Annotated in this window: 23 protein-coding genes, 1 pseudogene and 2 riboswitches; of the genes and pseudogenes, 19 read left to right on the forward strand and 5 right to left on the reverse strand. The window is 50.9% G+C overall.

Features of this window, described 5'->3' with window-relative positions; translation table 11 throughout:
- Positions 1 to 158: 158 nt before the first annotated feature.
- Entirely contained in the window at positions 159 to 815 is a 657-nt protein-coding gene (gene pgmB / locus F3H12_RS04535; RefSeq protein WP_243133193.1) for a beta-phosphoglucomutase, read from the forward strand.
- 75 nt (positions 816 to 890) lie between these two features.
- Here pgmB and F3H12_RS13625 read toward each other — a convergent pair.
- Positions 891 to 959, reverse strand: a pseudogene (locus F3H12_RS13625) (DUF4256 domain-containing protein); the annotation flags it as partial.
- 45 nt (positions 960 to 1,004) lie between these two features.
- Complete coding sequence (locus F3H12_RS04545) at positions 1,005 to 2,435, reverse strand: extracellular solute-binding protein (RefSeq protein WP_188118377.1); 1,431 nt, start codon at positions 2,433 to 2,435, stop codon at positions 1,005 to 1,007.
- Positions 2,436 to 2,625: 190 nt separating this feature from the next.
- Between F3H12_RS04545 and F3H12_RS04550 the strand changes: the two genes are divergently transcribed.
- The 9 genes from F3H12_RS04550 to wrbA all read left to right on the forward strand — a co-directional run bounded on the left by F3H12_RS04550 (position 2,626) and on the right by wrbA (position 13,642).
- Positions 2,626 to 3,510, forward strand: coding sequence for a radical SAM family protein (locus F3H12_RS04550; RefSeq protein ID WP_149678176.1), 885 nt, complete (start codon positions 2,626 to 2,628; stop codon positions 3,508 to 3,510).
- A 66-nt stretch (positions 3,511 to 3,576) separates the two neighbouring features.
- A complete protein-coding gene (locus F3H12_RS04555; RefSeq protein WP_149678177.1) occupies positions 3,577 to 5,046 on the forward strand; it encodes a type I restriction-modification system subunit M in 1,470 nt (489 codons plus the stop codon).
- Positions 5,039 to 6,166 carry a restriction endonuclease subunit S gene (locus F3H12_RS04560; RefSeq protein ID WP_243133194.1) on the forward strand — a complete coding sequence of 376 codons (1,128 nt, stop codon included), beginning with the start codon at positions 5,039 to 5,041 and terminating at the stop codon, positions 6,164 to 6,166. The genes F3H12_RS04555 and F3H12_RS04560 overlap by 8 nt, the downstream gene beginning before the upstream one ends.
- 17 nt (positions 6,167 to 6,183) lie before the next feature.
- Positions 6,184 to 9,531: a DEAD/DEAH box helicase family protein gene (locus F3H12_RS04565; protein ID WP_149678179.1), complete on the forward strand. Its 3,348-nt coding sequence runs from the start codon at positions 6,184 to 6,186 to the stop codon at positions 9,529 to 9,531.
- A gap of 116 nt (positions 9,532 to 9,647) precedes the next feature.
- Positions 9,648 to 9,758: riboswitch (TPP riboswitch) on the forward strand.
- Positions 9,759 to 9,836: 78 nt separating this feature from the next.
- Positions 9,837 to 10,658: a hydroxyethylthiazole kinase gene (gene thiM, locus F3H12_RS04570; RefSeq protein ID WP_149678180.1), complete on the forward strand. Its 822-nt coding sequence runs from the start codon at positions 9,837 to 9,839 to the stop codon at positions 10,656 to 10,658.
- Positions 10,645 to 11,286 carry a thiamine phosphate synthase gene (gene thiE, locus F3H12_RS04575; protein ID WP_149678181.1) on the forward strand — a complete coding sequence of 214 codons (642 nt, stop codon included), beginning with the start codon at positions 10,645 to 10,647 and terminating at the stop codon, positions 11,284 to 11,286. Before thiM ends, thiE begins: the two co-directional genes overlap by 14 nt.
- Positions 11,283 to 11,939: an HAD family hydrolase gene (locus F3H12_RS04580; RefSeq protein ID WP_149678182.1), complete on the forward strand. Its 657-nt coding sequence runs from the start codon at positions 11,283 to 11,285 to the stop codon at positions 11,937 to 11,939. The genes thiE and F3H12_RS04580 overlap by 4 nt, the downstream gene beginning before the upstream one ends.
- 77 nt (positions 11,940 to 12,016) lie before the next feature.
- The gene (gene thiD, locus F3H12_RS04585) at positions 12,017 to 12,811 is read left to right on the forward strand and encodes a bifunctional hydroxymethylpyrimidine kinase/phosphomethylpyrimidine kinase (protein ID WP_149678210.1); all 795 of its coding nucleotides are present in this window, start codon (positions 12,017 to 12,019) and stop codon (positions 12,809 to 12,811) included.
- 216 nt (positions 12,812 to 13,027) lie between these two features.
- Positions 13,028 to 13,642 carry an NAD(P)H:quinone oxidoreductase gene (gene wrbA / locus F3H12_RS04590; RefSeq protein ID WP_149678183.1) on the forward strand — a complete coding sequence of 205 codons (615 nt, stop codon included), beginning with the start codon at positions 13,028 to 13,030 and terminating at the stop codon, positions 13,640 to 13,642.
- A gap of 108 nt (positions 13,643 to 13,750) precedes the next feature.
- Here the strand turns inward: wrbA and F3H12_RS04595 are convergent, their stop codons facing one another.
- Positions 13,751 to 14,005 carry a CPF_0552 family protein gene (locus F3H12_RS04595; protein WP_149678184.1) on the reverse strand — a complete coding sequence of 85 codons (255 nt, stop codon included), beginning with the start codon at positions 14,003 to 14,005 and terminating at the stop codon, positions 13,751 to 13,753.
- 297 nt (positions 14,006 to 14,302) lie between these two features.
- Between F3H12_RS04595 and F3H12_RS04600 the strand changes: the two genes are divergently transcribed.
- On the forward strand, positions 14,303 to 15,778 hold the full coding sequence (locus F3H12_RS04600; RefSeq protein ID WP_188118378.1) for an ABC transporter substrate-binding protein: 1,476 nt from the start codon (positions 14,303 to 14,305) through the stop codon (positions 15,776 to 15,778).
- 50 nt (positions 15,779 to 15,828) lie between these two features.
- Here F3H12_RS04600 and F3H12_RS04605 read toward each other — a convergent pair whose 3' ends face one another.
- A complete protein-coding gene (locus F3H12_RS04605; protein ID WP_149678186.1) occupies positions 15,829 to 16,977 on the reverse strand; it encodes an ROK family transcriptional regulator in 1,149 nt (382 codons plus the stop codon).
- An 80-nt stretch (positions 16,978 to 17,057) separates the two neighbouring features.
- Here F3H12_RS04605 and F3H12_RS04610 point away from each other — a divergent pair, with 80 nt between their 5' ends.
- From F3H12_RS04610 to F3H12_RS04620, 3 genes are all read left to right on the forward strand, one after another.
- Positions 17,058 to 17,342, forward strand: coding sequence for a hypothetical protein (locus F3H12_RS04610; RefSeq protein ID WP_149678187.1), 285 nt, complete (start codon positions 17,058 to 17,060; stop codon positions 17,340 to 17,342).
- A complete protein-coding gene (locus F3H12_RS04615; protein WP_149678188.1) occupies positions 17,314 to 18,336 on the forward strand; it encodes a zinc-dependent alcohol dehydrogenase family protein in 1,023 nt (340 codons plus the stop codon). The genes F3H12_RS04610 and F3H12_RS04615 overlap by 29 nt, the downstream gene beginning before the upstream one ends.
- A 208-nt stretch (positions 18,337 to 18,544) precedes the next feature.
- Positions 18,545 to 18,808, forward strand: coding sequence for a hypothetical protein (locus F3H12_RS04620; protein ID WP_149678189.1), 264 nt, complete (start codon positions 18,545 to 18,547; stop codon positions 18,806 to 18,808).
- 85 nt (positions 18,809 to 18,893) lie between these two features.
- Here F3H12_RS04620 and F3H12_RS04625 read toward each other — a convergent pair whose 3' ends face one another.
- Positions 18,894 to 20,549, reverse strand: coding sequence for a Na+/H+ antiporter NhaC family protein (locus F3H12_RS04625; protein ID WP_149678190.1), 1,656 nt, complete (start codon positions 20,547 to 20,549; stop codon positions 18,894 to 18,896).
- A gap of 87 nt (positions 20,550 to 20,636) precedes the next feature.
- Positions 20,637 to 20,810: riboswitch (Lysine riboswitch) on the reverse strand.
- Between the two features lie 472 nt (positions 20,811 to 21,282).
- On the opposite strand from F3H12_RS04625, the gene F3H12_RS04630 reads away from it, so the two are divergent.
- The 5 genes from F3H12_RS04630 to F3H12_RS04650 are packed head-to-tail and all read left to right on the forward strand — an operon-like array spanning position 21,283 to position 26,668.
- On the forward strand, positions 21,283 to 21,870 hold the full coding sequence (locus tag F3H12_RS04630) for an ECF-type riboflavin transporter substrate-binding protein (RefSeq protein ID WP_149678191.1): 588 nt from the start codon (positions 21,283 to 21,285) through the stop codon (positions 21,868 to 21,870).
- Positions 21,871 to 21,873: 3 nt separating this feature from the next.
- Positions 21,874 to 23,601, forward strand: a complete 1,728-nt coding sequence (locus F3H12_RS04635) for an ABC transporter ATP-binding protein (RefSeq protein WP_149678192.1) — start codon at positions 21,874 to 21,876, stop codon at positions 23,599 to 23,601.
- Positions 23,579 to 24,433, forward strand: coding sequence for an energy-coupling factor transporter transmembrane component T family protein (locus F3H12_RS04640; RefSeq protein WP_188118379.1), 855 nt, complete (start codon positions 23,579 to 23,581; stop codon positions 24,431 to 24,433). Before F3H12_RS04635 ends, F3H12_RS04640 begins: the two co-directional genes overlap by 23 nt.
- On the forward strand, positions 24,430 to 25,776 hold the full coding sequence (locus tag F3H12_RS04645; protein WP_149678194.1) for a Sapep family Mn(2+)-dependent dipeptidase: 1,347 nt from the start codon (positions 24,430 to 24,432) through the stop codon (positions 25,774 to 25,776). Before F3H12_RS04640 ends, F3H12_RS04645 begins: the two co-directional genes overlap by 4 nt.
- Before the next feature lie 49 nt (positions 25,777 to 25,825).
- Entirely contained in the window at positions 25,826 to 26,668 is an 843-nt protein-coding gene (locus tag F3H12_RS04650) for an SAM hydrolase/SAM-dependent halogenase family protein (RefSeq protein ID WP_243133195.1), read from the forward strand.
- Positions 26,669 to 26,686 lie beyond the last annotated feature (18 nt).

Raw genomic sequence — 26,686 nt, forward strand, 5'->3', positions numbered from 1 at the left:
TTTTGTGTATTTTTGTCATATTGTGTCCCTTGTTTTTCTATTGTATTTCCTCACAGTTCCTCATAAAATAAAAATAGGTTCTTGCCCGAACCTATTTTTTGCACATTTTTATGCAAGCGGTTGACATTGCGAATATACTTGTTTTGGAGGTTAGACCATTGCCAATCAAAGCTGCAATTTTTGATCTTGACGGCGTGATCGTCGATACGGCCAAGTACCATTACATGGCATGGCGGAGACTGGCCGAGGAGCTTGGCTTTGTCTTTACGGAAAAGGATAACGAGAGGCTCAAGGGCGTGTCCCGCATGCGTTCCCTTGAGATCCTGCTGGAAGTAGGCGGGCTCGCGGACAGGTTCACCGCGGAAGAAATGGCAGCCATGGCCGCCAGGAAAAACGAATGGTATGTCCAGTACATTTCAGGGATGGATGAAAGCGAGATCCTTGAGGGTGCCGTTGAATGCCTTGCCGGCTTCAGGGCTCTGGGGGTTAAAACCGTGCTGGGATCTGCAAGCAAGAATGCCATGCTGATTCTCAATAACCTACGGCTCGTTCCCTATTTTGACGTGATCATTGACGGCACCAGGGTCACGAAGGCCAAGCCCGATCCGGAGGTCTTCCTGCTGGGAGCGAAAGAGGCAGGGGTAAAGCCGGAAGAGTGCGTTGTCTTTGAGGATGCTCAGGCGGGCATTGATGCCGCCAAAAGCGCGGGAATGAAAGCGGTGGCCATAGGAAGGCCCGACGAGCTTCATGGGTATGACAGGATATTCAGGGGGCTATACGAAGTGAAGCCCCGGGAAATATTAGAACAGGATTAAACCAGACAAGGGGACAGCTGAGTAAAATAGCTGTCCCCTCTATATTTTTCGGGCTGTATTGGTTGTTCCGAGCCTTTAAACCTTAAGCATGCCGCGGAAGCTCCTGGAGCTATGGTAGGATTCGGTGCCGTTATGGTAGATGAAGACATACCCGTAACATAATCACCGAAGATGATGTGCGTCTGGATATCAGGAAGGCGGGGGTCCAAAATTGCTTTCGGACATTTCTGCCTCCTCCTTGAAGAGGCGCATGACCGAATCTTCATCCGTCTCCCCGGTCACATAACCTTCCATGGCATCGAGCAAGAAGTTGAAGATGGACATCCCATCATGTTTTCCCAGGGGCTGTTTCAACAGGTTATAGATGACGGGATTGACATCCTGCCCGCCCAGGGCATCACGGCGGCTTTCAGCATTTCTCAGGACCGTTCCGGAGAGCACCGATGTTTTGGAACCAAGCAAATCACCCGTTGCAAGACCGTATTGGGCGCCTTCTTCCGAACAGTCGAGGGTGATCCACTCGACCAAAGGCCCCAGGATGTCTTTGTTCGGCGACGCCTTGTTGACCATGATTCCGATACAACCGGTGTACCATGTTGTAAACGGTGGCATGCATATAGCCCAGTCCCCGCTGGTTTCACTTATGAAATAATCGGCATCGAAATAGTCAGGGAAAACAACTGTGCCAAACACTTTGCTGCCCGGACCTTCCAGAGCGTTGCTCCATTCATTATTGAACAAGTCGTTGAAATCAGAGACATAGCCGTTATCAACCAGATACTTCGCAATATCCATATATTCTTCCCATAAGGGGTTTGGCTGATTTTGCGCATAATCCAAGGCGGGATATGAGCTGGTATCAATCATCCACATAAGGTGTTTGTAGCCGGGGGCTATATAATACCCGTGCTTTTTCAGTTCTTTTGCCGCTTCAATGAACTTGTCCCAGCTTTGCGTACCGCCTCCGATGATCTCGGCTATTTTTTCAGGGTCGTCCGTTCCCCAAACATCCCTGGCAATGGACCTCCGGTACAGGAATGCAAATGCTGCTGACTGATAGGGGAGGGCAATCACTTCCCCGTCCGGATTGCGCCTGACAGCATATTCCGGGATGTCAGCCTTCTTCAGGGCGTTTTCCACATCGATGCCCAGCTCCTTATAGGTGCAGGCATATTGGGAAAACTCCCCTTTGAGATAATAGGGGGCGAGCCGCTCGTCGAGTACATAGACGTCTACAGCGCCGTCACCGCTCAGCAGCGACTGCTTGACCATGTTGTGGATATCTGTTTGGCTGTAGTATATTGAACCATCATATTTTTTGATATAGCAATTGCCCCAATGCTTTTTTGCATAGGCATCGATCATCTGATAGAGATCCCAGTCGGAATATGACACATAGATATTGATTTGGTTTACCTTGCGCGAAGGCGCCTGATCGGTTCCGGTTGGCTCTGAACCATTCGAATTTTGTGCGTTTTCAGAATTCGCCGCCGTTGTTTCCTCATCTGCCGGCGCAGGGGAAGAGGCGGTATCCCGGGCGGGACGATGCGTCAAGACCGCCACGGCGATGAGCGCTATGGCCAGGACGGATACGATGGCTATAATCGTGTGTCTCTTCATCAGCAAGCCACCCCTATACATCCGATCTTAATAAGATAATACCATATATTAACTTAATATGAAATAGCGGGACGAAATAGCAGTTACATATGCGCCTGCATCAACAGGTTTATGAGCAACATAAAATCCATGTGGTATAATAAAGGGAAATCCGCAACTGAGAGCACATCCCGGCAAGGAGGCGTTTTTCTTGAAAATCCAGAGCCTGAGCGTCGTCGTTCCCAACAAGAAATGCATCAATAACTGCCGCTTCTGTGTCAGCCGCATGCATGAAAGCCCGTACAAGAACATGATGGACGAGAACCTTCCGTTCTTCGACCTTTACCAGAGGGATTACATAAAAAGGCTGGAGTTTGCGCGGGATAACGGCTGCAATACGGTCATGCTGACCGGCAACTCGGAACCCCAGCAAAACCGCAGCTTCCTGCAAGCCTTTGGAACTATGAACAACAACCTGTCCAAGCCGTTCCGGTGGATTGAGATGCAGACAACCGGCGTCCTTTTGGACGAATCCTATCTGCGTTTTTTGAGGAACCATGTGGGGGTCAGCACCATCAGCGTTTCCCTTTCGGCCTTTGACGATGACATCAATGCCGAGTATAACGGTACGCTGCCGCAGCTGAAAGTGAATCTGCGCAAGCTGTGCGCCCTCATCAAGAAATATGATTTCAACCTCCGGCTGTCCGTCAACATGACGGACTACTTTACCGGGCGCTCACCGGAAGAAATCCTTACCTATGCCCGCCAGGAGCTTTTGGCCGATCAGGTGACCTTCAGGGTGCTGTATACCAGCACCGACGATGTCAATGCCCAGACCCAGCAGGATAAATGGATCCTGGAGCACGGCGCCTCACCGGAGACCCTTGATGCCATCAAGAAGTATGTGACCGAAAAAGGAAGGGCACTTGAGATACTGGAATTCGGGGCTGTGAAGTATTCCGTGATGGGCATGTCAACCGTCATTGACGACGACTGCATGAGCACCGTTCCCAAGGAATCCTTGAAATACGTGATCCTGCAGCCCAACTGCAAGCTGTATTCCAAGTGGGACGACCCGGCATCGCTGATCTTCTAGCGTCCATGTCGAATTTGCTATAATTATTGCATCAAGTATAGTCAGCCATCTTGGAGAGGTGCACACATGATAACCGGAGAAATCAAGAACAAGATCGACAAAATATGGACGGATATTTGGGCAGGGGGAATTACTAACCCGTTAACAGTGATAGAGCAGCTTACCTATCTCATGTTCATACGTTCCCTCGATGAAAAGGAGTTGGAGAAAGAGCAATTTGAGGCGCTTACAGGAGAAAAACAGCCCAAAATCTTCCCGCAGGATGAAGAGGGGCAATCCATGCGATGGAGCAGGTTTAAGACCATGGATCCCCGTAAAATGTATGATATCGTCAGCAATAAGGTATTCCCGTTTATTAAATCGCTTAACGGAAACAGTGAGTCGGCGTTCTCCAGATACATGCAGGATGCCATGTTCCTGATACCAACGCCGCAAGTGTTACAAAAAATCGTAACAGGTCTGGATGAACTCTATGAGTACGATATCAAAGACCGGGACATGCAGGGCGATGTTTATGAATACATGCTGAGCAAACTGTCCACAGCAGGTCAGAACGGCCAGTTCAGAACGCCCAAGCACATACGGGACATGATGGTGCGCCTCGTTGAGCCTTCGCCCGATGACAAGATATGCGATCCGGCTTGCGGTACTGCGGGATTCCTCGTTTCTTCGGCTGAATATATCCGGGAAAAATATGAGGCCGTGATGACCAATGAGCAGTGGGAACATTTTGCAGGCGATATGTTTACAGGTTTTGATACAGACAGGACCATGCTACGTATATCCGCAATGAACCTGATGCTCCACTCGGTTACCCAGCCGCATATTACTTATGTGGACAGCGTTTCCAAGCAAAACATGATTTCATCAAAATACGATGTGATCCTTGCCAATCCGCCCTTTACGGGAACCGTTGATGCAGAAAGCATCAATGATGACCTGAAAGCCGTATGCAACACGAAGAAGACGGAACTTCTGTTTGTTGCCCTCTTTCTGCGGATGCTCCGGAAAGGGGGGCGTTGCGCCTGCATCGTTCCGGACGGTGTATTGTTTGGTTCTACAAAAGCCCATAAAGCTTTGCGCAAAGAGCTGGTTGACAACCATCACCTGCGTGCGGTTATCTCCATGCCCAGTGGGGTTTTCAAACCCTATGCCGGTGTGAGTACCGCTGTTTTGGTGTTTACCAAGACTGGCTCTGGCGGTACCGACAAGGTCTGGTTCTATGACATGAAAGCGGATGGCTATTCACTTGACGATAAGCGCACGCCTATTCAGGAAAACGACATTCCGGACATTCTTGCGCGTTTTCATAATCTTGAGGGAGAAAAAGATCGCAAGCGGACCGATCAGAGCTTCTTTGTTGATAAATCGGACATTGTGGCTAATGATTATGATTTGTCCATCAACCGGTACAAAGAGGTGGTGTATGAGAAGGTTCAATATGATCCGCCTGTGGTAATTATGGATCGCCTGGACAAACTGAGCCTCGAAATTGCAGAAAAGATGAAGGAGCTAAGGGGGCTTATTGGTGAGTAAAACAAGGCTTGGTGATATTTGTACCATTATTAAGGGAACAAAGGTTGAACAAACTGAACAAGACTGCAATTCTATACGTTATATTCAGATCGAGGATCTTAGAAGTAATGAGTGCATAAAGTATTGTGAGAAAAAAGAACATTATGTAATTGCAAATCCACGCGATATTATTATTGCATGGGATGGGGCTAATGCAGGAACAGTTGGTTTTGGATTAAGTGGTGCAATAGGAAGTACGCTGGCTATTATAAGATTGAATAGGGAGGATTTTGATACTAGATTTCTTGGAATGCTTTTGCGCAAGAAGTTTAATTATTTAAGAAGTAATTGCACTGGTGCCACTATACCTCATATTAACAGAAGATCTCTTGAAGAGATAAAAATTCCCTTATTGCCCCTCGAAACCCAAAAGCAAATAGCCAAAACCTTGGACACAATATCAGAGCTGCTTTCCTTGCGCAAACAGCAGCTAGCTGAATTGAATAATCTGACTAAGTCTATCTTTTATGATATGTTTGGTGATCCGGCAACAAACGAGAAAGGTTGGGATATAGGTACCATTCGAGATATTGTTGCTGATGTAAAATATGGCACAAGTAAACCTGCTCAAGAAAAAGGGAAATTTATATATCTTCGCATGAACAATATAACATATGACGGAGATATGGATTATTCAGACATTAAATATATAGATCTACCCGAGCATGAAGTAGAGAAATATTTAGTCAAGAAGGGTGATGTGCTTTTTAACCGTACAAATAGCAAAGAATTGGTAGGGAAAACTGCGGTATTCAAAAATGATACACCTATGGTGATCGCTGGTTATATTATTAGAATTAGAGTAAATGAACGGGCGGATCCCGAGTTTTTGTCTGCAATTTTAAACTCCAGGTATGGCAAGGAAACACTGTATGGAATGTGTAAAGCAATTATTGGGCAGGCAAATATAAATGCGCAAGAACTGCAAAATATTCGTATTTTTATTCCACCTATTTCTTTGCAAAAGCAATTTGCAACAATAGTTTGTAAAATCGAAGAGCAAAAATCCCTCGTGAGAAAAGCCATCCAAGAGACACAGCTTCTGTTTGACAGCCTGATGAGCCAATACTTTGACGAATAAAGTTGAGGTGCGGAATCATGTCTGCAAACTTTGACTTCTTGCACGGTAAGCCTGAATATAAACTATTCTCACAAGCCTGCATTGAGGCCGAGCGGGTATTGGCCACCTCTCCCGCCATGGCGGCTATCGGCTGCCGTAAGGCCTTGGAGCTTGCCGTCAAATGGGTCTATTCAGCAGACAACACCATGCAGATGCCTTATAAGGATAACTTGCAGGCATTGATCCACGAGCCAACCTTCAAGTATTCCGTTACAAAGCAGACATGGAGCAAGCTCCCGTATATCATCAAGCTTGGCAATCTGGCTGTTCATACCGAAAAATCTGTTAGCCGGGGCGAAGCTGTTTTGGCTTTATCGGCTCTTTTTGAGTTCATCCAGTGGATTGACTACTGCTACGGAACCGAATATAAAGAGCGTCAATTTAATGAGGCAATTATTCCGACCGAAAAAGTTATCCTCGACGAAGCCAAAATCAAAAGGATGCAAAGTCTGATCGAGCAGAAGGATACGGAGATTGAGGCTCTGCGGGCGCAGATTGCGGCCATGAGCGCCAAATACACCGAGGAAAAGGATGCGAAAAAGGAAGAGCGGCGATTTACGCCTGTGGATATTACCGAATACCAGACCCGTAAGACGTATATCGATGTGGAACTGAAGCTGCTCGGTTGGACCTTTGGAGATGATGTGCTGGAAGAAGTTGAACTCTATGGTATGCCCAATCCGCAAGGAATCGGCTATGCCGATTATGTCCTTTACGGAAAGGACGGGCTCCCCCTTGCCGTCATCGAGGCCAAACGCACATCAAAAGAACCAAATGTTGGTGTAAAACAGGCAAGGCTGTATGCGGATTGCCTTGAAAGAATGACTGGGAGAAGGCCAATTATCTTTACCACAAACGGCTTTGAGACATATATCTGGGATGATGTCACCTCTCCGCAGCGAAAGGTCAGCGGCATCTTTTCCAAGGCTGACCTGGAAAAGCTGATCAACCGCCGCACGGAAATGAAACCGCTCAACGAGGTACCCATTGATGACAGAATAACAGACCGCTATTACCAGAAGGAAGCTGTCCGAGCCGTATGCGACAGTATCCAGAAGGGCCACAGAAAATTCCTGCTGGTCATGGCTACTGGAACCGGTAAAACAAGAACGGCCGCCAGCTTAACGGATGTATTGTCCCGCGGAGGCTATGTGACCAATGTGCTTTTCCTGGCCGACAGAACCGCCCTGGTGTGCCAGGCCAAGGATGCGTTCAAGAACTATCTTCCGGACATGTCCCTTTGTAACCTGCTTAACAACAAGGAAGATAAAAACGCGCGCATTGTTTTTTCAACCTATCCTACCATGCTGAATGCGATTGATACGGCAAAAAATGAGGCGGGACAGCGTCTTTTCTCGCCTGCCCATTTTGACTTGATTATCGTTGATGAAGCGCACAGAAGCATCTTTAAGAAATATCGGGCCATCTTTGAGTATTTCGATGCCATGTTGGTCGGTTTGACAGCCACGCCCAGGAATGATGTGGACCGAAATACTTACGAATTCTTTGAGTTGGAAAGAGGTGTCCCGACCTTCGCCTATGAATATGAAACAGCGGTCAATGTTGACCATGTGCTGGTTCCATACCGAAATATCGAGGTCAAACTGAAGTTCCTTGAGGAGGGCATTGTCTATGATGAACTCTCCGAAGAGGATAAGGAACGGTATGAAGAGGATTTCACAGACGAAGATGGAGAGATGCCTGAGTATATCCCTTCTCCTGAGCTCAACGAATTCATTTTTAACCAGTCCACCGTCGATACGGTTCTAGAAGATTTGATGACAAAGGGGCTGAAGGTTGCCGGCGGAGACAGGCTGGGGAAGACCATCATCTTTGCGCAAAACAAAAGGCATGCCCAATACATCGTGGAGAGATTTAATGCATTATATCCCCAATATAAAGGAGGCTTTGCGCAGCGAGTGGTCTGTGACGACAATTACGCACAAACCATCATCACAGATTTCAAGGTTCCCGATAAAGAGCCCCATATCGCCGTTTCGGTTGATATGCTGGATACCGGTGTTGATGTCCCTGAGATTGTTAATCTGGTATTTTTCAAGCGTGTCCGCTCCAAGATAAAGTTCTGGCAGATGATTGGCCGCGGAACAAGACTTTGCAAGGATTTGTTCGGGCCGGGAAAGGACAAGCAGTACTTCCTGATATTCGACTATCTTGGCAATTTTGAGTTTTTCAGGACCCATAAAGAGGGGATAGAAGGCAGTGAAGTACAGAGTTTGACTGAGGCGATATTTGCAAAAAGGGTACGTTTGATTCATCATCTCCAGCACGCTGATTATATGGATGAAGCGCATCAGGCGCTGCGCGATTCCCTCGTGGAGACAGTGCTGGCGCAAATCAATGCGCTGAATCCGGAACTGATATCGGTAAAACTGCAACTGCAGCATGTGGAGAAATATAAGCACAAAGAGGCGTTTGTTTGCCTTTCGGAAAACGACAAAGAGAATTTGATCAAATGCCTTGCACCCTTGGTTTACATGGATGATGCCGATGAACATGCCAAACGGTTTGACAATTTCATGTATGGGCTCATGCTTGCCTTGCTGGAAGGCAAAGCGCAGTATAGCAGGGGCAGGAAAGAACTTATAAATATCAGCAACAGCCTGCAAAGAAAGGCAACCGTTCCCCAAGTCAACAGCAAGATTGAGCTAATCAAAACTATTGGCAGTAATGAATTCTGGGATAATGCCAACATTTTAAATTTTGAAAAGGTGCGTGTTGAGCTTCGGGAACTCATCAAGTTTATCATGGAAGGCGAAGACAGGAAGATCATCTATACCAATCTCCAGGATGAGGTTATTTCCGTTCAGGAGGGTAAAAACATTGATCCCGGCTTTACTTTTGAAGATTACAAACTTAAAGTGAACCGTTATATTGAGGAGAATAAAGACCACATCGCCATTTATAAACTCCGGCATAACGTACCTCTTACCCAGGCCGATTATAAGGAATTGGAGCGCATCTTTACGGGAGAGCTTGGTACGGCTGAAGATTATCAAAGGGAGTTTAAGGATACGCCCTTCGGTTTGCTTGTCAGGAAAATTGCCAAATTGGATTATCAGGCGGCATGTGAGGCTTTCAGCGAGTTTATTAACGACCAGTCCCTCAATCAGGAGCAAATCGTCTTTGTGAAAAAAGTTATCGACTATATTGTCAAAAACGGTTATATCGAAAACATATCGGAGCTGATGAAACCGCCCTTTGACAAGCCGCAAAGCTTTATCAGGCTGTTTGACAGCACGAAGCAAAGGAAAATGGTTGAAACAATTAACAAGATAAAGGAAAACGCCACTAAGATAGTTGGCTAAGAATGCGATTGCGGGGATATAAGGGTGGTGCTTCGAGTTTTGAGAACTCATACTGAAAATTTTGAGTATATCCAGGTTGATTTATTTCCCCACAGTAGTATAATTACAATTAATTGAAAATGACAATGGGGAGCTTGCTGAAGCAGGCTGAGAGTAAGCTGTATCGCTTAGACCCATCGAACCTGATTTGGGTAATGCCAACGCAGGGAAATATGGTGCAGAGGATGCTGCATATATGCTGCTTGTTGGCGTATATGCATTTTTTTATATTTTAGAACCCCTTGGATTGGAAAGGAGAGAACCGTATGCTGAAGGATTGCCTTGAAAATGTCCGACTGAGAAAACCCCTTGTCCACAATATCACCAATTATGTCACCGTCAACGATGTGGCCAACGTGCTGCTTGCCTGCGGGGCAAGCCCCATCATGTCGGACGATCCGGAGGAAGTAGAGGAGATCACGTCCATTTGCGGCGGGTTGTGCATCAACATCGGAACCCTGAATCAGCAAACCATACCTTCCATGTTTCTTGCCGGGAAAACCAGCAACAAGCTGGGGCATAAGGTGGTGCTGGATCCGGTCGGGGCGGGAGCCAGTAAGCTGCGCACCGATACGGCCGTCAAACTGATGGACGAGATCCGGTTTGATGCTATCAGGGGAAACATTTCGGAGATCAAGACCCTGGCGCTGGGAAGCGGCAGAACGAAGGGCGTGGACGCCGATGTGGCCGATGCCGTCACGGAGGATTCCCTGGATGAAGCCGTAGCGTTTGTAAAGGCATTCGCCCAGAAGGCGGGTTCCATCATCATTGTGACGGGAGCCATTGACCTGGTATCCGATGGCGGGAAGTGCTATGTGATCCGCAACGGCCGGGCTGAAATGGGAAGAATTACGGGTACGGGCTGCCAGCTTTCCGCATTGATAACCGCGTACCTTGCGGCAAACCCGGAAAACGCCCTTGAAGCGGCTGCGGCGGCTGTTTGCGCCATGGGCCTTGCGGGAGAGCTGGGCTGGCAGAGCATGCAGCCTTCCGACGGCAACACCGCGTACCGGAGCAGGATCATCGACGCCATTTACCATATGGACGGAGAAACATTGGAAAGAGGGGCGAAGTATGAAACTCGATAAGAAGGATTTGCTTTTGTATGCTGTGACCGACAGGTCCTGGCTTGGTGGCGACACCCTCGCCCATGCTGTGGAGAAGGCACTCAAGGGTGGCGCAACCTTCATCCAGCTCAGGGAAAAAGAGCTGGCGTACGATAAATTCCTGGAAGAAGCCAGGGAAATAAAGGCTTTGTGCAAAAAATACGGCGTGCCCTTCCTGGTCAATGACAATGTGGACATCGCCCTGGCGGTGGATGCGGACGGCGTCCATGTGGGCCAGAGCGACATGGAGGCAGGAAATGTGCGCCGCCTCATTGGCCCGGATAAGATCCTGGGCGTCTCGGTGCAGACGGTGGAGCAGGCGCTTCTGGCAGAGCAGCGGGGCGCGGACTACCTGGGCGTGGGAGCCGTGTTCCCCACCGGTTCCAAGGCGGACGCGGAAGAGGTGAGCCATGAAACCCTGAAGGAAATCTGCCGGGCTGTCAGGATTCCCGTGGTGGCCATCGGGGGTATCAGCAAGGATAATGTATTGGCCCTGTCAGGTACCGGCATTAGCGGGATTGCTGTGATCAGCGCCATATTTGCCCGGCCCGACATTGAAAAGGCAGCCGCTGAGCTGAAAGCACTGGCCGGAAAGTTGGTGATGCCATGATCAGGGGTGCGATCTTTGACCTGGACGGTACCCTGCTGGATTCCATGCCCATCTGGGAGGACGCGGCAGAAAGATTTCTGAACAGCCTGGGGATAGAAGCCGAACCCGGGCTTCGGCAGATCCTGTATCCCATGAGCATGACGGAAGGTGGCGAGTACCTGAAGAGCAGGTACCGACTGGAGCTGAGCGTTGATGAAATCGTAGCGGGTGTCAGCCACGTCATTGAGGATTTCTATGCCCATCAGGTTCAGCTGAAGGAAGGCGTGGGACAGTTTCTGGCAGGCCTTAAGCAGGCCGGCATCAAAATGGTGATAGCCACCTCCAATGACCGGCAGGTGTTTGAAGGCGCCCTGAAACGGCTGGGTGTGTTCGACTGTTTCGACCAGATCTTTACCTGCTCAGAAATCGGTGTGGGCAAATCAAAGCCCGATATCTTCCTTGTGGCGGCCGAGTTCATGGGGACGCTCCCGGAGGAGACCTGGGTTTTTGAAGACGCGCTGTATGCCATCCAGACAGCCAAAAACGCCGGTTTCAGAACGGCCGGGGTCTATGATTCCTGCAGCGCCGGTGACTGGGAGGAGATTAAGCGGGTCAGCGATATCCACATGGAGAAGATGGATATCCGGTTCTTCCTGGAGAAGGCATCCGCTTAATACCTTTCGGAACCAAGCGACATCTTGATCTCATAGAGGCCGGAGAAATTAACATGAAAAGATGGAGTGAAAGCGATATGAGAACAGCATTGACGATAGCGGGCAGCGATTCCAGCGGGGGTGCCGGCATCCAGGCCGATATCAAGACCATGACCGCCAACGGCGTATATGCCATGAGCGCCATCACCGCGCTGACCGCACAGAATACCCTGGGCGTTACTGACATCATGGAGGTAACCCCGGAATTTTTGGGCAAGCAGCTGGACTGCATTTTTACCGATATCTTTCCGGACGCGGTCAAGGTCGGAATGGTTGCGTCGGTCGGGCTGATTAAGACCATATCGGAGAAGCTGGCCTTTTACCAGGCAAAAAACATTGTTGTGGATCCGGTTATGGTTTCTACAAGCGGTTCGAAGCTTATCCGTGACGATGCCATCGAGGCTTTGAAAAACAGCCTGTTCCGCCAGGCGGTGGTCCTGACGCCCAATATTCCCGAAGCGGAAGTCCTGGCAGGTATTCCTATCGAAACTGAGGACGATATGCTCAAGGCTGCTGCAATCATCGGGGATGAATACGGGTGCGCCGTTCTGGTTAAGGGCGGGCATTGCATGAGCCATGCCAATGATCTGCTGTACCACAAGGGCCGGTTCAAGTGGTTCACGGGGGAGCGGGTTGATAACCCCAACACCCATGGAACCGGATGCACCCTGTCCAGCGCCATCGCCTGCGGCCTTGCGAAAGGCATGGACCTGGAAACATCCATCCGGATGGCGAAGGATTATGTGGCGGGCGCGTTGAAGGCCATGCTGGATCTGGGCAAGGGAAGCGGGCCGCTCAACCATATGTGGCAGATGGGCAACACAGGGCAATAAAGGATTTTACGTGAAACCATATTGCGGGTATAGAAAAAATCTCTTCCGGTTAGGATGATGTTTGGACTGCCGGGGGAGATTTTTTTATCGGGATGGGTAAGTATGGATCAGACAGCCTGATGGACTTCCGAGGCGACAGACCTGTATGGTTTGCCATCATATGATTCAGATTTGCCATAAAGATCTTTAGTTCATCGTATGAAGGAGGGTTGAACCATGAGTGATGTGAAACTGGCGGTGATCTATTACAGCATGGGCGGAACCAACTACCAGCTGGCAAAATGGGCCGCTGAAGGCGGCAAGGAGGCCGGGGCTGAAGTGAGATTGCTCAAGGTCCGCGAGCTGGCCCCGCAGTCCGTAATCGACAACAATCCGGTTTGGAAAGCCTATCTTGAAGCCACGAAAGATATACCCGAAGCAACAACCGACGATTTGGACTGGGCGGACGCGATCATTTTCAGCACACCCACCCGCTTCGGCGTTATGGCCTCCCAGATGAAACAGTTTCTGGATACGACCGGAGGCCTCTGGGCCCAGGGCAAGACGGTCAACAAAGTGGTAAGTGCCATGTCCTCCGCTCAGAACCCCCACGGCGGCCAGGAAGCGACCATACTGTCCATCTATACCATGATGTGCCATTGGGGGGCCATCATCGTGCCGCCCGGATTTACCGATCCGGTTATTTTTGAAGCCGGCGGGAATCCCTATGGGACAACGGTAACGGTGGATGAAGACGGGAAAATGGTTGAAAACGTCGAGGCCGCGGTGAAGCACCAGGCAAGACGCACCGTCACCGTAGCCCGCTGGCTCAGGAAAGGCAGAGAATGTTGAAAGCGCAGCGCGGTATCTTGTTGAGCAAGCGGGATGACAAGTGAAAGCAAAACCTCCATTGCCGGTTACCCGATGGCTGACAATGGAGGTTTATTTCTTTCGGTTATTTCAGTTGAGATCAATGTATTTTGCGGTTACGCCTTCTACGCTGTTGAGCTCTTCGACCAGGGCCTCAACATCCTCCTTTTTACCGTAGGGCTGCAGGATGATGATCCCGTCGTTTGAACAGGCGTTTTCGCCTACCTCGTGCAATCCCAGGCGCGTTTTGATTTTGCATCCGTTCCTTGTGAGCACTTCCTGGAACTTGACGGCGTTGTTCACCCGGTTATCCAGCCGGATGCCGATGATATAATAGCAAGACATGATAATTCCTCCCCATCACCAATGCATGTTCTATACCATTATACCCATCCATGCCATTCGTAAACAAAGGCTTTCCTGCAAGGAAGTCCGGGTGTCTTGTAGCCATGCGCCAGATATCCGGAAAGCATCCTGCTGCCCTGGTTGGACGGAAGCAGCCCCGGAGATGCGGCAAGGGGAGAGGGGATAGTCATGGAAATGTAACTGAAATGTTAATCCGATCATGACAAAATATAGTACAATATAATAGAGGTTGGATTTCCGGGAGAGCCATCTGTGAAATGCCAAGGAGGCATGGTCATGAAACGGGTTATACATCTGATTGTTGCAATCCTTCTTTGCCTGAGCCTGGTAAGTTGCTCATCCGTACAAAACACGCCTATACCCTCCCCAACGCCCGAGGCGGCGCAGGAAAACCAAGGAACAGAAGTAGAGCCAATTGATGAGAATACCGGGCAGGGAGAGGAACAGGAAAAGATTATCCGTATTTTTTGCTATAACGATGAGGTTAAGCAAATCATAGAAAAGTTCATGGAACTTCATCCGGACTTTGGGTATGACATAAAGATCATCACCGAATACGCCTTCGGCTGCATCGATCGCAGTGTGATTGTCAACAATCTGATGAACGGGGCCTATGATATGGAACCCCCCGATATGTTCAGCATCGAGGTCGATTATATCTATCCCTATACCCACGGAAGCAATTACCGGTTTGCAGCGCCCTACGAGGAGCTGGGTATCGACGTAGACACGCTTGTCAAGGAGGCCGGCATTCCCAGGTACATGGTGGAAGCAGGGACCAACAGGGATGGCAAACTGGTGGCACTGGGTTACCAAAACTACGCGGGAGCATTCATCTATCGCCGCTCCATTGCCAAGAAGGTGTGGGGAACCGACGATCCGGATGTGATAGGGAATATCATCGGCCCGGGCTGGGACAAATTCCTGAAAGCGGCGGCTGATCTCAAAGCAAAGGGATACGGTATCTGCTCCGGTATCGAGGATATCTGGATGCCCTTTGAAAGGAACTCGGAGCAGGGGTGGATAAAGGACGGCGATATTGTGATTGATCCCAAACGGGAAGCCTTTCTTGATTATGCCCGTATCCTGGTTGAAAACGGTTATACCAACAATACTGCATCATGGAGCGATGAATGGTATTCCGATATGCGGGGTGAAGGGAAAAAGCAAATCTTCGGGTTCTTCGGGCCAGTTTGGTTTGTCCATTACATTCTCGAAAGCTATAGCGGTGGTGAAAAACCCGGGGAAGGGACATACGGCGACTGGGCCGTGTGTGATCCGCCGGAAGGCTTTTTCTGGGCAGGCCCCATGATTCTGGCCAATAAGAACACGAAGCACAAGGAAGCGGTGGGCGAGATCATCCGCTGGATCACCCTGGATACATCGGAGAGCGGATTACAGTATTTATGGGCAACCGGTGCCTTTGGTGAAAAAAGGGATTTGCCCGCAGCTGCCGCTGTGGCAGGAAAGCTGGAATGCCGGACGGTTTTTATGGGGGGACAGGATCTTTTTGAAGCCTACCTTTCAGCCTCAGAGCATGCCAGAGGCATGGGCCTGTCGGAACATGACGATTATATCAGCCACGAGTTTATCCAGGAAGCCATGGCGTATGCGAATGGGCAGAAATCCCGGAACGAGGCCATCGAAGACTTTAAAAAAAATGCGGCCGACAGGTATGCATGGTTTTCCGGATTGCTGAAAAAGGAAAGCACAGGAACCGGGCAGAATGACGGCAGTCGTGCCGGGGATTAGGAGCAGATGCTCCCATCAGCCCTGTCTGCCCGAATCCATGAAGCGGATACCTATATGGTGTCAAGAAACTTTTTAACAAGTGTCAGGGCCGCGCCAAGCTGGGTGGACTTTTCCCCGTACCGGCTGATCCGGAACCTGAAGGATGGTGTGTCGAAAGCGCACTGTTCCTTAACATAATTGGTCAGCATCTCGATATCGTCCTGGTTCATGAACTGGAGCAGATAGCCGCCCAGGATGAAATCGCAGTCTACGACCATGCGGATGTTGTCAACGGTGATGGCCAGATTTTTAAGGTAGGTCCGCCAGATCTTGGAGCAGCGGGGATCCCCTGCGTGCACGCGCCGGAAAAACTCATCAAGTTCCATGTTTGCCATGTTTTTCAGGCTGCCGGCGGAGCAGTAGGTTTCAACGCATCCCTGTTTGCCGCAGTAACAGAGAGGGCCGTCGGGGCGCAGGCACATATGCTCGATGATGCCGCTGCCCAGTTCACGCCCCTGCACCACCTCGCCGTTGATGATGAGAATGCCGCCGAAATTGCGGTTCAGGGATAAATACACGGCATTTTCGATTTTATTCTGCCAGAGGGCGGCGGCAGCGGCGGCTTCGGTATCGTGGATCAGATGGCAGGGCAGATCGATATATTTCTGGTAGGTGGCGCGCGTCACCCCGGTGCATTGCAGGATTTCCGCAAAGGTGATGGTCTCGCCGTCATGGGAGACCAGGCCCTGGAGGGCGATGCAGACGCCCAGCAGACGATCGGAAGGATAGGGAAGGCTTTTGGCAAAGTCGTTGATCCAGTTCCCCAGGCGTTCATAATAGCTCTCGGAATTTTCAAAACGCACGGGCAGAGTGTCTTCCCGGAGGATGTTGCCGTAGAGATCCACAGCCACAATCTGGGAGCATTCCTTTAAAACCTCCACGCCTATCGCGATGCGCGCTTTCTCATTGCAGTGGATGATCTGGGCCTTTCTTCCGCCCGTGGATTCATATTCGCCGTTCTTCTCCACAAGCCCAAGCCTGATGAATTCGTTGAGATTTTGCGTAATGGTCGGCAGGCTGAGGCTGAGCGCTTCCGCAATGGCCTGCTTGGATGTTTGTCGGGACTCGTAAATATAGGTATATACTTTCTTGCGGTTCAACTTTTTTAATTCGGTTGGCGTAAGTTTTTTTTCTGTGGGGTTTATTACCGCTCTGCCCATGGGTGGACCTCCCGGATAACGTAAAGCATACTAATCATACTTAATTTGGCTAATTATTATATTAATAGAATGCAACAATATTGTCAAAAGCCCGCCTGATGCACGAAGCAAAGATAAAGCCGCAAATTTTTCCGGCTCAGCGGATATTTGGCCGGGGTGGACTGACAGAACAAGCAAGCCTGTTGAAAACGGGTTACCATTGTGTTACAATGGACTGGGTTAAGGAAAAACACTTTATAAAAGTAACATTATTAAAGATTGGATCAAGAAAGAGCGCTGAGCGTTACAAGGTCTTTCTTTTGGAATTGCAATTTGATGAAAAGCGGGGGAGGAAACATGAAGGGGACCTATTTTCTTGGAAATAAGCGATTTGAAACCCGGGAGATTCCGAGCCGCGACCTGGCTCCCGACGAAGTTCTCGTGAGGGTGGCAGCCTGCGGTGTTTGCGGAACCGATGTCCATATTTACCACGGCAGCAAGGGCTCTGCCGAGGTGACACCGCCTGTGATTCTTGGCCATGAGTTTTCCGGTGTGGTTGAGAAGGTTGGCAGCGCGGTGGATAAGGTAGCGGTAGGGGATCATGTTTCGGTCGATCCCAACATCTACTGCGGGAGATGCCATTTCTGCGGAATCGGGAAGAAGCAGATGTGTACGAATCTCTTTGCCGTCGGCGTCAACCGCGACGGGGGATTTGCGGAATACTGCTATGTTCCCCAGTCCCAGTGCTACAAGCTGGATAAATCCGTGCCCCTTGAAAATGGTGCCATGGCTGAGCCTCTGGCCTGCTGCCTGCACGGTATAGACCGGCTGAACATGAGGCAGGGCGATACCGTTTGCGTTGTCGGTGGAGGTCCAATTGGGCTGATGATGGTGCAGTTGGCGAAACTTTCGGGCGCATCCAGGGTTGTTCTGAGCGAACCGGTCCAGCATCGCCGGGAGATCGGCCTTTCGGTTGGCGCCGATTATGTGGTGGATCCTGTCAATGAATCACTGCCCCAGAGGCTTCAGGAATTGCTGGGCACCCAGGGTACCGATGTGGTCATCGAGTGCGTGGGGAACGTCATAGCTACCGGCCAGGCCATTGAGGCTGCCAAGCACGGTGGAACCGTGCTGCTCTTCAGCGTGCCCAAGGTGGGATCGGTCTATCCCCTGAGCCTGGATGATGTTTTCCATAAAGAACTGACCATCATGGGTTCAAAGATCAATCCGGACACCCATGAACGGGCGGTGCAGCTCATCAACAGCGGGCGTATCCAGCTGAAGCCTTTGATCACACACCGTTACCCGATTGATCAGCTTGAAGAAGCCATATTGATGCAGATGTCGGATGAATCCATCAAGGTGATTGTCGGGGGCTGAAAGAATAACATTCTTTTTCTCGTATGACCGCCGGGATTTCTGCCCGGGGGCATGGGGGGGGGGAAGGGGACCCATACGGAGTCCCCTTTTTTATGTTCAGATTGTGAAGGCCTTTTGCCTGACGCAAAAAGCTGCGGGACGGTATGCATGGTATAATAAATATATAGGCCACGATAAGACCATCTTGTGTAAACGGGGGTGAACGCCTATGCGCCGCTGCGAACATTGCGGCAGGAACTATTATTACGATAACTGTCCCTATTGCGAGCTGATGTCCGGGCAAGAGTCCGGCAGGAAAGCCGCGTTTCTCAGCGGTCAGGGCTACTTCTGGATCGTCATCATCATAATGGGCTTTATCGCGGCCGTTATAAATCCCTCATCCATTATCCCCCTGGCAGGCGTGGCAGGGCTTATCTGGGTTGTATCAAGGCTGGGCAGCCAAAGCCGGAAAAACAGGCAAAGAAAGCGTTGAAATGATCGAAGCATTCAAGATATGCAAAGGAGGCATCCCGGGAAGGATGCCTCCTTTTTTATGGACATGTTTGCAGTGAAAAGTCTTAACGCGCTGCGGATTTCCCGGCTTCTCCGCCCTTGATGGAAGGTACAGCAGCCCGGATGATCATGAGCACGCTGAAGAGGACCACCAGGGATATCGGCAGGACAACCCACGCGGAGGGGATGAATCCGGCCAGGATATAGCCCAGGAAGGAGACAGCAGCCACTGTGAGGGCATAGGGAAGCTGGGTGGAGACATGGTTGATATGGCTGCACATGGCTCCGGTGGAGGACATGATGGTGGTATCGGAAATCGGTGAGCAATGGTCGCCGCATACCGCTCCGGCCAGGCAGGCGGATATGGTAACAATCAGAAGCTCGGGAGTTCCGCCGGAAAAGGCTGCGGACTTATCGAAGACATCGACCACCAGGGGCAGCAGGATGCCGAAAGTACCCCAGGAGGTGCCGGTTGCGAAGGACATCCCTACGGCTATGGCGAACACGATGGCCGGCAGGAATACTGTGGCGGCGCTTTCATTGAAAATGCCGCTTACAAACTCGCTTGAACCAAGAGACTTGGTTAACCCGCTCAAAGTCCAGGCAAGGGTCAGGATGAGGATGGCGGGAACCATGGCCTTGAAACCATTGGGCAGGCATGCCATGCATTCATTGAAAGAAAGCACCTTTCGGCCAATGAAATAGATAATGATGATGATCAGGGCCAGAACCGAGCCCAGCGACAAGCCAAGTGAAGCGTCACAATTGGCGAAGGCGTTCACAATGTTCTCACCTTCCAAAATGCCGCCCGTATAGAGCATGCCCAGGATGCAGCATACGATGAGGACAATGACGGGAATGACCAGATCCCGCACCTTTCCTTTCGTGTTCCGTGCCTGGTTTTCCTGCCCTTCAAAGGGACGATCGGGCGTTGTGTAAAGATCCCCGTTCAGGGCGTTTTCCTCATGTTTTCTCATTGGCCCGTACTCAATGCCCAGGAAGGCGATGATCAGAATCATGGCAAGGGTCAGCAGGGAATACAGGTTGTATGGAATGGCGCGAATAAAGAGCTCAAAGCCGTCATAGCCCTCCACTACGCCTGTAACGGCTGCCGCCCAGGAGGAGATGGGAGCGATCATGCAGATGGGAGCGGCCGTGGCATCCACCAGGTAGGCCAGTTTTGCGCGGGAGATCCTGTGCTTGTCGGTGATGGGACGCATTACGTTGCCAACGGTCAGGCAGTTGAAATAGTCATCCACGAAGATCAGGACGCCAAGCCCAAAGGTAGACAGGATGGCACCTTTTCGGGTTTTTATCCTTCTGCTGGCCCATTCTCCGTAGGCGGCAGAACCGCCGGCCTGGTTCATCAGGCATACGATGGTTCCCAGCACCACCAGGAAAATGAGGATGCCTACATTCCAGCTGTCGGCCAGGGATGCGATAAAGCCGTCATTTAACATGACGGTGAAGGCATTAACAGGATTGAAGTTGGCATACAGCAAGGCGGCGCTCAGGATGCCTATGAAGAGCGAGCTGTACACCTCCTTCGTGATGAGGGCCAGAACGATGGCGATAATTGGCGGAAGAAGGGCCCAGAATGTGCCATAAACAAAGCTCTGGCTTTCTTCACCGGAGGCGTCTTCGGCAAAGACAGGCAGCGCAAAGACGGTGAGTATGGCTGCAAGAACAAGCAGCAGCAGGAGCAGTTTTCTTGGTTTCATAACCTACCTCCATAAATCATGAATTTTCGGCCTATATAAAAACATGAGGCACCGGGGGCCTCATGTTTGCAGTCGACATACATCAACAGACATGATAGCGCTCCACTTTAAAAAGTGACAGTCTGACACATATTCTGTGCCAGCCCGGCAACGGCTCCTCCTGGTGGAAACCGAAACCTCGGCGGTCATTCTTTTCGTCTGCCCCGTTTGCCAGGTCATGAAGGACAGATTACTCGTAAGGACCGCGCCTCTATCATTCCTTCCTGATTCGATTTTCAGCTCTTTTCTTAAGCATATTCAATGCGATAGCCAAATGTCAATAAGTATAAGGTTTTTAGCAGAATTTGTGGCGTATGCACCCGTGCCGGAACGAAAGCATGTTTCAGCGGAAGTCAAGGAATACAGGCGCAAGTCGCAAGGGAGCCGTTTTGAAAAGCAGGGTGGTATTCAGAAAAATGAAAAACTTGCAGAAAATACTCGGAAACGCTTATAAATAATAGCTTTCAAGTAATATTCTATTGACTAAACGCGCGAAAAATGCCATATTGGTATTAAAGACATGATATTAAACATAGATGAAAAGTGGGAAAAACCTCCTGTTCCCATGATCGGCTGATATTCCTGCAATAGACAGGATTTTCATGGCATCATGGCTCAACCGTTTTTTATATGCATAATCCGGATGTGCGGGTTATGCATACGTGAATAGAAATTTGGAATTGGAGGGTCAAAGATGAAGAAGAGCTTTCTCAAAACATTGCTTGGTGTATGGAATACCAAGACGGTCGTTGCCATCGCCATCGGTGCGGCCCTTTTCGGCGTGCTGATGAATTTCGGCGGAATCCCGATTTACACAAACACCAGGCTGACGACGGCCATGATCGTTCCTGTTATTGTGGGTTCCATGTTTGGTCCCGTTCCGGCGTTCATCACCTGCTTTGTCGGCAACACCATCGCGGATCTCATCGGCGGTTGGGGCTTCTGGTTCGACTGGTCGGTGGGTAATGGCGTGTTGGGCTTTATCGTGGGACTGTTGCCGTTCTATGGCGCCAGGATCAACGAGGGAATCTTCAAGCCCGTCCATGCCGTTATCTATGCCATTACATGTATCGTTGGCAATGCGCTCGCATTTGGCGTTGTCACTCCATTGATGACAGTCGCTTTTTATGGCGGTGAACTGACCATCACTTTCCTTCAGGCTTTTGCAGGCGGTATTGCCAACACAGCCGTATTGGTCATAATCGGTATTCCCATCCTGTATGCCCTCGCAAGGCGCAGCGCCCACAGCACAAACCTGAAAATGGAGGAAGAAAAGGAATAACAGATGCCAGTGCGTACACCCATTGTAGAATTCAGGAACTTCAGCTTCAGATATAAATCCCAGTCGGAACCAACGCTTCACGACATCAACCTCACCATCTACAAGGGGGAAAAGGTGCTCATCCTTGGCCCCAGTGGAAGCGGAAAGTCGACGCTGGCAAATTGCATCAACGGTTTAAATCCTTTTTCATACGATGGGGTTATCACAGGCTCATGCAAAGTTGCTGGCATGGAAACCAAAAATGCCAGCATTTTTGCTCTGAGCAAGGTGGTGGGAACCGTCCTCCAGGATTCGGATGCCCAGTTTGTGGGCCTGAGCGTTGGGGAAGATATCGCCTTTGCCCTGGAAAACCAGAGCGTGCCGCGGAAAGAGATGCTGCCGAAGGTGGAATGGGCGGCCGGGGTTGTGGGCATGTCCGATTTTCTCATGCATGTGCCCTACGAGCTGTCGGGAGGACAGAAGCAGAAAGTGGCCCTGGCTGGTGTCCTGCACGGTGATGTGGACCTCCTGATCTTTGACGAACCCCTGGCTTCCCTGGACCCCATGATGGGCATGACCGCGGTGGAGCTCATCGACCGCATCCATAAGGAACAGAACAAGACGGTCCTGATCGTGGAACACCGGCTGGAGGATGTGCTGCACCGCAGCGTGGACAGGATTGTCCTGATGAACGAGGGCAGCATTGTCTATGACGGCGATCCCGACAGGCTTCTGGCTTCCGATCTCCTGACCCGTTACGGTATTCGTGAGCCTCTCTATATCAAGGCTTTGCAATATGCCGGCTGCGAGCTGTCGAGCGAACAGAAACTGGCGGACATCCAGACGGTGGATCTGTCCCCCTTTGAAGAGCAGCTTAAAAAGCAGCAGATGATGAAGCTTGAGAAATATGTTCCCAGGCTCGGCGAGGAGATCCTGAAGGTTGAAAACGTTACCTTCGCCTATGATAAAGATCCGGTTCTTAAGAACATATCCTTCTCGGTAAGAAAGGGTGAAAAGATCGCCGTTGTGGGCAAGAACGGGGCCGGAAAGAGCACCCTGGCCAAACTGCTCTGCGGCATCGTCAGGCCCCGGGAAGGGCGTGTGCTGATTAACGGCACCGATTATACACAGTATTCCATCAAGGAGATCGGCGAGCGAATCGGCTATGTTATGCAAAACCCCAACCAGATGCTGGTGAAGGATATCATCAAGGATGAGGTTGAGCTGGCCATGCTGCTCAGGGGAAAGAGCCGGGCGGAGATCGATGAGGCTGTCAAAAAGACCCTTAAGATGTGCGGACTCTATCCCATGAGGAATTGGCCGGTTTCGGCGGTGAGCTACGGGCAGAAGAAACGGGCCACCATTGCATCCATCCTGGTGCTCCAGCCCGAGATCATCATCCTGGACGAACCCACAGCCGGGCAGGATTTCCGCCATTATACCGAGATCATGGAGTTTTTGGACGAACTCAACAGGGAGTATGGCATCACCATCCTCTTCGTCACCCACGACATGCACCTGGCCATCCAGTACACCGACCGGGCGCTTGTCTTCTCTGAGGGCGAACTGGTGGCCGATGATTCGGTCTTCAGGGTGCTGTCCAATGATGAGGTCATTACCAAGGCCAACCTGAAGCAAACCTCCCTCTACACCCTGGCCAGGCGTTTGGGGTTCGAGCCGGAAGCCTATATCGAACACTTCATCAATTATGAAAGGATGGTGCGGGTTCATGGAAAACAAGCTGCTGATTAACCTGATCCCCGGCGACACCTTCCTTCATAGGCTGACCGGCAAGACCAAGGTCCGCACGTTTATCGTGCTCCTGATTTACCTCATCATGTCCTTTGATCTTCGGCTGATTCTGCCGTTGTTCATCCTGGGCATCATCGGTCTCAAGTCGCTGAAGCCAGCCTGGAAGACGCTTAAGTATTTCTTTATCATCATTGTGGCAGTCAACCTGCTCAACATTGTGCTTTTCTGGCTGGCGGATCCGGACATCGGGGCCTATTGGTGCGGGGGAGGCCATACGGTGCTGTTTAAGCTGACCGACCGCTTTTACCTGACAGCCGAGACCCTCTGGTATCTGATGGTCCGTTTCATCAAGATGATTACTTCCTTCATGGTTTCGGTGGTATTCATCCTGTCCATAACGCCGTCGGAACTGGCAGCCGGCCTGTATTCCATCAAGGTGCCCTACAAGATATGCACCATTTTCTCGCTGGCCTTCAGGTATATCCCCGATATCGGGCGTGACTTCCAGAATATCAAGGTATCCCTGCAAACGAGAGGCGTGGAGCTGGATCCCAAGAAGGCGTCCCTGAAAGACCGGTTGAAGCAGAACGTGCTGATCCTGATCCCCCTCATCATCTCCTCTTTCGACCGGGTGGCCAATATATCCAATGCCATGGATCTGAGGGGATACGGCAGGGGAAAGACCAGGACCTATTACAGCGAGCATGAAGAGCTGAAAGCCGACAAGGCCTTCAAGGTCATTTACGTTGCCCTGCTGCTGTTCTGCGCATACTGGATCATCACCCACAACACCATGCCCCAGGATTTCAGGATGTGGTACCCATTCGCATGAATTTGGAACAGTATTACCCTGATATCATCAGCAGCATATCCGAACTTGTCAGAATACCCACGGTCTATGACGCGGCATCGGTGACGCCGATCATGCCCTATGGGAAATACATCCATGAAGGGTATGAGTGGCTGAAAAGGAAGGCCCTTTCCGACGGGTTCGAGGTGCTGGAATTCGATGGCCATGCCCTGGCGATCCGCATCCCCGGAAACAGCACGGGTGAGCGGATTGACGTGATTTCCCACCTGGATGTGGTAGCCCCCGGCGACGGATGGCTTGCCGATCCCTTCAGCGGAGAGGTTTCGGGCGGATTCATCCATGGCCGGGGTACCCAGGATATGAAGGCCGCATTGATGCTGACTTATTATGCCCTGAAATATATAAAGGATCATGGGATACCGCTGAAAAGGGAACTCCGTGTGGTCATCGGCTGCGATGAGGAGCGGACCATGGAAGATATGAAGTATTATGCCCGAAAGTCGGGAGTTCCGGCGTTCGCCTTCACACCTGACGGCCGATTCCCTTACACCCTGGGCGAGAAGGGCGCCCTGATGTGGTCTGTTGAAGGGCACATGGAGACCTGCATGGAAGCGCTGGAGGGCGGCATCCAGTGCAATGTCGTCAGCCCGGAGGCCTGGGCTTTGATCCGGTGCGGCCAAAGCGCTGACGCGTACCGGAACATGCTGGAGCAAAAGGGGTATCCGGGCGAGGTGTCCCGGGAAGGAGACCGGATCAGGCTTCGGGTCCTTGGCAAGGCGGCCCACGCCTCAAGGCCCGAGGACGGAGCCAATGCCACGGTGCGCCTTTTGGAGCTGGTTGCCTGTGTAAGCGCCGATCCGCTGGCGGATCTTCTATATCGGTGCTTCTCTGATCACAACGGCAAGGGTGCAGGCCTGGACTATGACATCGCGCCCATGGGCAAACTGACCATGAACCTGGGGGTGCTCAAAGTCAGGGAGAACCAGGTATCGGCCGAGGTGGACTGCCGGTATCCTTATGGCATTACCTCCGATATCCTGACAGGCAGGTTACAGGAGGTCTTAAAGCCCCTGAAGGTGACCCTGCGGTATGACGACAGGCCCACCCTGGCCGATAAGAATTCCTCCTGGCTGAAAATCCTGCTGGATACTTACAGGGAGCTCAGCGGGGACGCCGGGGCAGAGCCTGTGATAAGCGGCGGTGTGACCTATGGGAAGGCCATCGGTAATTGTGTTGCCTTCGGACCCTTCAGGGAAGGCGAACAGGAGTTGGCCCACCAGGCCAATGAACGGATAGAAATTGAAAGAGTCAAACAGCTTTTCGAGATATACACCACCGCCATGATCCGGCTGGCAACTTTGTGAGCCGAAAAATAGCATCCCGGGAAAGACATCGACAGGAGAAGGTGAGAACGTGGAGAAACCGATTCTCGTATTTCAGACAGACTTTACCTATAAGGAAGGCGCGGTCTGCGCCATGTATGGCGTGGTCAAATCGGTGGACCGCAGCCTGGAGATCTTTGACGGCACCCATGAAATCCCTCATTTTGATACATGGAGTGCCTCCTATCGCCTGTACCAGACCATGCGGTTCTGGCCGAAAGGCACCATTTTTGTCTCGGTTGTGGATCCGGGTGTGGGCACATCACGCCGGGCCTGCGTGGCAAAAACCTGCGACGGCTATTATGTTGTCACCCCTGACAACGGTACGCTGACCCATCTGAAAGCCTATGTGGGCATTCAGGAAGTACGCGAGATCGATGAGACCCGCAACCGTCTGAAAAGCACGGAGGGGACCAGCGTCTTCCACGGCAGGGATTTGTTCGGTTATTGCGCCGCAAGGCTTGCAAGCGGCATCATTACCTACGAGGAAGTGGGACCAAACTATCCTGTGGAAGAGATCGTCATGCATCCCATCATGGAACCCAGGGTCAGCCCGAACCGGGCCGAAGGCATCTTTGAGATCTGCGATCCCAATTTCGGGAACATGTGGACCAATATCCCCGTGGACCTGTTTCTGAGCAACGGATTCGAATATGGCGATATGCTGGACATGACCATATGCCATGAGGGCAGGATAGTCCATCGTGAAAAGGCGCTCTTTGCCAGGTCCTTCGGGTATGTCAATAAAGGGGAAACCGTTATCTATACCAATGAGCTCATGCGCATCGCGGTCGCCACCTGTATGGGCAATTTCCGCGAAACCTGGCATGTGGACTTTGGCAGTGACTGGACGGTTGTGTTTGAGAAGGCATAATGTGAGCGAGGTGAACGT

It is taken from the genome of Thermoclostridium caenicola, assembly GCF_900142095.1.
Lineage (GTDB): Bacteria > Bacillota > Clostridia > DSM-8532 > DSM-8532 > Thermoclostridium_A > Thermoclostridium_A caenicola.

What these genes read in the sequence shown, in the direction of transcription:
- F3H12_RS04555 (WP_149678177.1), top strand. Translation starts at nt 3,577, where the DNA reads ATGATAACCGGAGAAATCAAGAACAAGATCGACAAAATATGGACGGAT.
- F3H12_RS04605 (WP_149678186.1), bottom strand. Translation starts at nt 16,977, where the DNA reads ATGGGCAGAGCGGTAATAAACCCCACAGAAAAAAAACTTACGCCAACC.
- F3H12_RS04620 (WP_149678189.1), top strand. Translation starts at nt 18,545, where the DNA reads ATGCGCCGCTGCGAACATTGCGGCAGGAACTATTATTACGATAACTGT.
- thiD (WP_149678210.1), top strand. Translation starts at nt 12,017, where the DNA reads ATGAGAACAGCATTGACGATAGCGGGCAGCGATTCCAGCGGGGGTGCC.
- F3H12_RS04580 (WP_149678182.1), top strand. Translation starts at nt 11,283, where the DNA reads ATGATCAGGGGTGCGATCTTTGACCTGGACGGTACCCTGCTGGATTCC.
- F3H12_RS04635 (WP_149678192.1), top strand. Translation starts at nt 21,874, where the DNA reads ATGCCAGTGCGTACACCCATTGTAGAATTCAGGAACTTCAGCTTCAGA.
- F3H12_RS04615 (WP_149678188.1), top strand. Translation starts at nt 17,314, where the DNA reads ATGAAGGGGACCTATTTTCTTGGAAATAAGCGATTTGAAACCCGGGAG.
- thiE (WP_149678181.1), top strand. Translation starts at nt 10,645, where the DNA reads ATGAAACTCGATAAGAAGGATTTGCTTTTGTATGCTGTGACCGACAGG.
- thiM (WP_149678180.1), top strand. Translation starts at nt 9,837, where the DNA reads ATGCTGAAGGATTGCCTTGAAAATGTCCGACTGAGAAAACCCCTTGTC.
- F3H12_RS04625 (WP_149678190.1), bottom strand. Translation starts at nt 20,549, where the DNA reads ATGAAACCAAGAAAACTGCTCCTGCTGCTGCTTGTTCTTGCAGCCATA.
- F3H12_RS04545 (WP_188118377.1), bottom strand. Translation starts at nt 2,435, where the DNA reads ATGAAGAGACACACGATTATAGCCATCGTATCCGTCCTGGCCATAGCG.
- F3H12_RS04595 (WP_149678184.1), bottom strand. Translation starts at nt 14,005, where the DNA reads ATGTCTTGCTATTATATCATCGGCATCCGGCTGGATAACCGGGTGAAC.
- F3H12_RS04645 (WP_149678194.1), top strand. Translation starts at nt 24,430, where the DNA reads ATGAATTTGGAACAGTATTACCCTGATATCATCAGCAGCATATCCGAA.
- F3H12_RS04630 (WP_149678191.1), top strand. Translation starts at nt 21,283, where the DNA reads ATGAAGAAGAGCTTTCTCAAAACATTGCTTGGTGTATGGAATACCAAG.
- F3H12_RS04640 (WP_188118379.1), top strand. Translation starts at nt 23,579, where the DNA reads ATGGAAAACAAGCTGCTGATTAACCTGATCCCCGGCGACACCTTCCTT.
- F3H12_RS04565 (WP_149678179.1), top strand. Translation starts at nt 6,184, where the DNA reads ATGTCTGCAAACTTTGACTTCTTGCACGGTAAGCCTGAATATAAACTA.
- wrbA (WP_149678183.1), top strand. Translation starts at nt 13,028, where the DNA reads ATGAGTGATGTGAAACTGGCGGTGATCTATTACAGCATGGGCGGAACC.
- F3H12_RS04600 (WP_188118378.1), top strand. Translation starts at nt 14,303, where the DNA reads ATGAAACGGGTTATACATCTGATTGTTGCAATCCTTCTTTGCCTGAGC.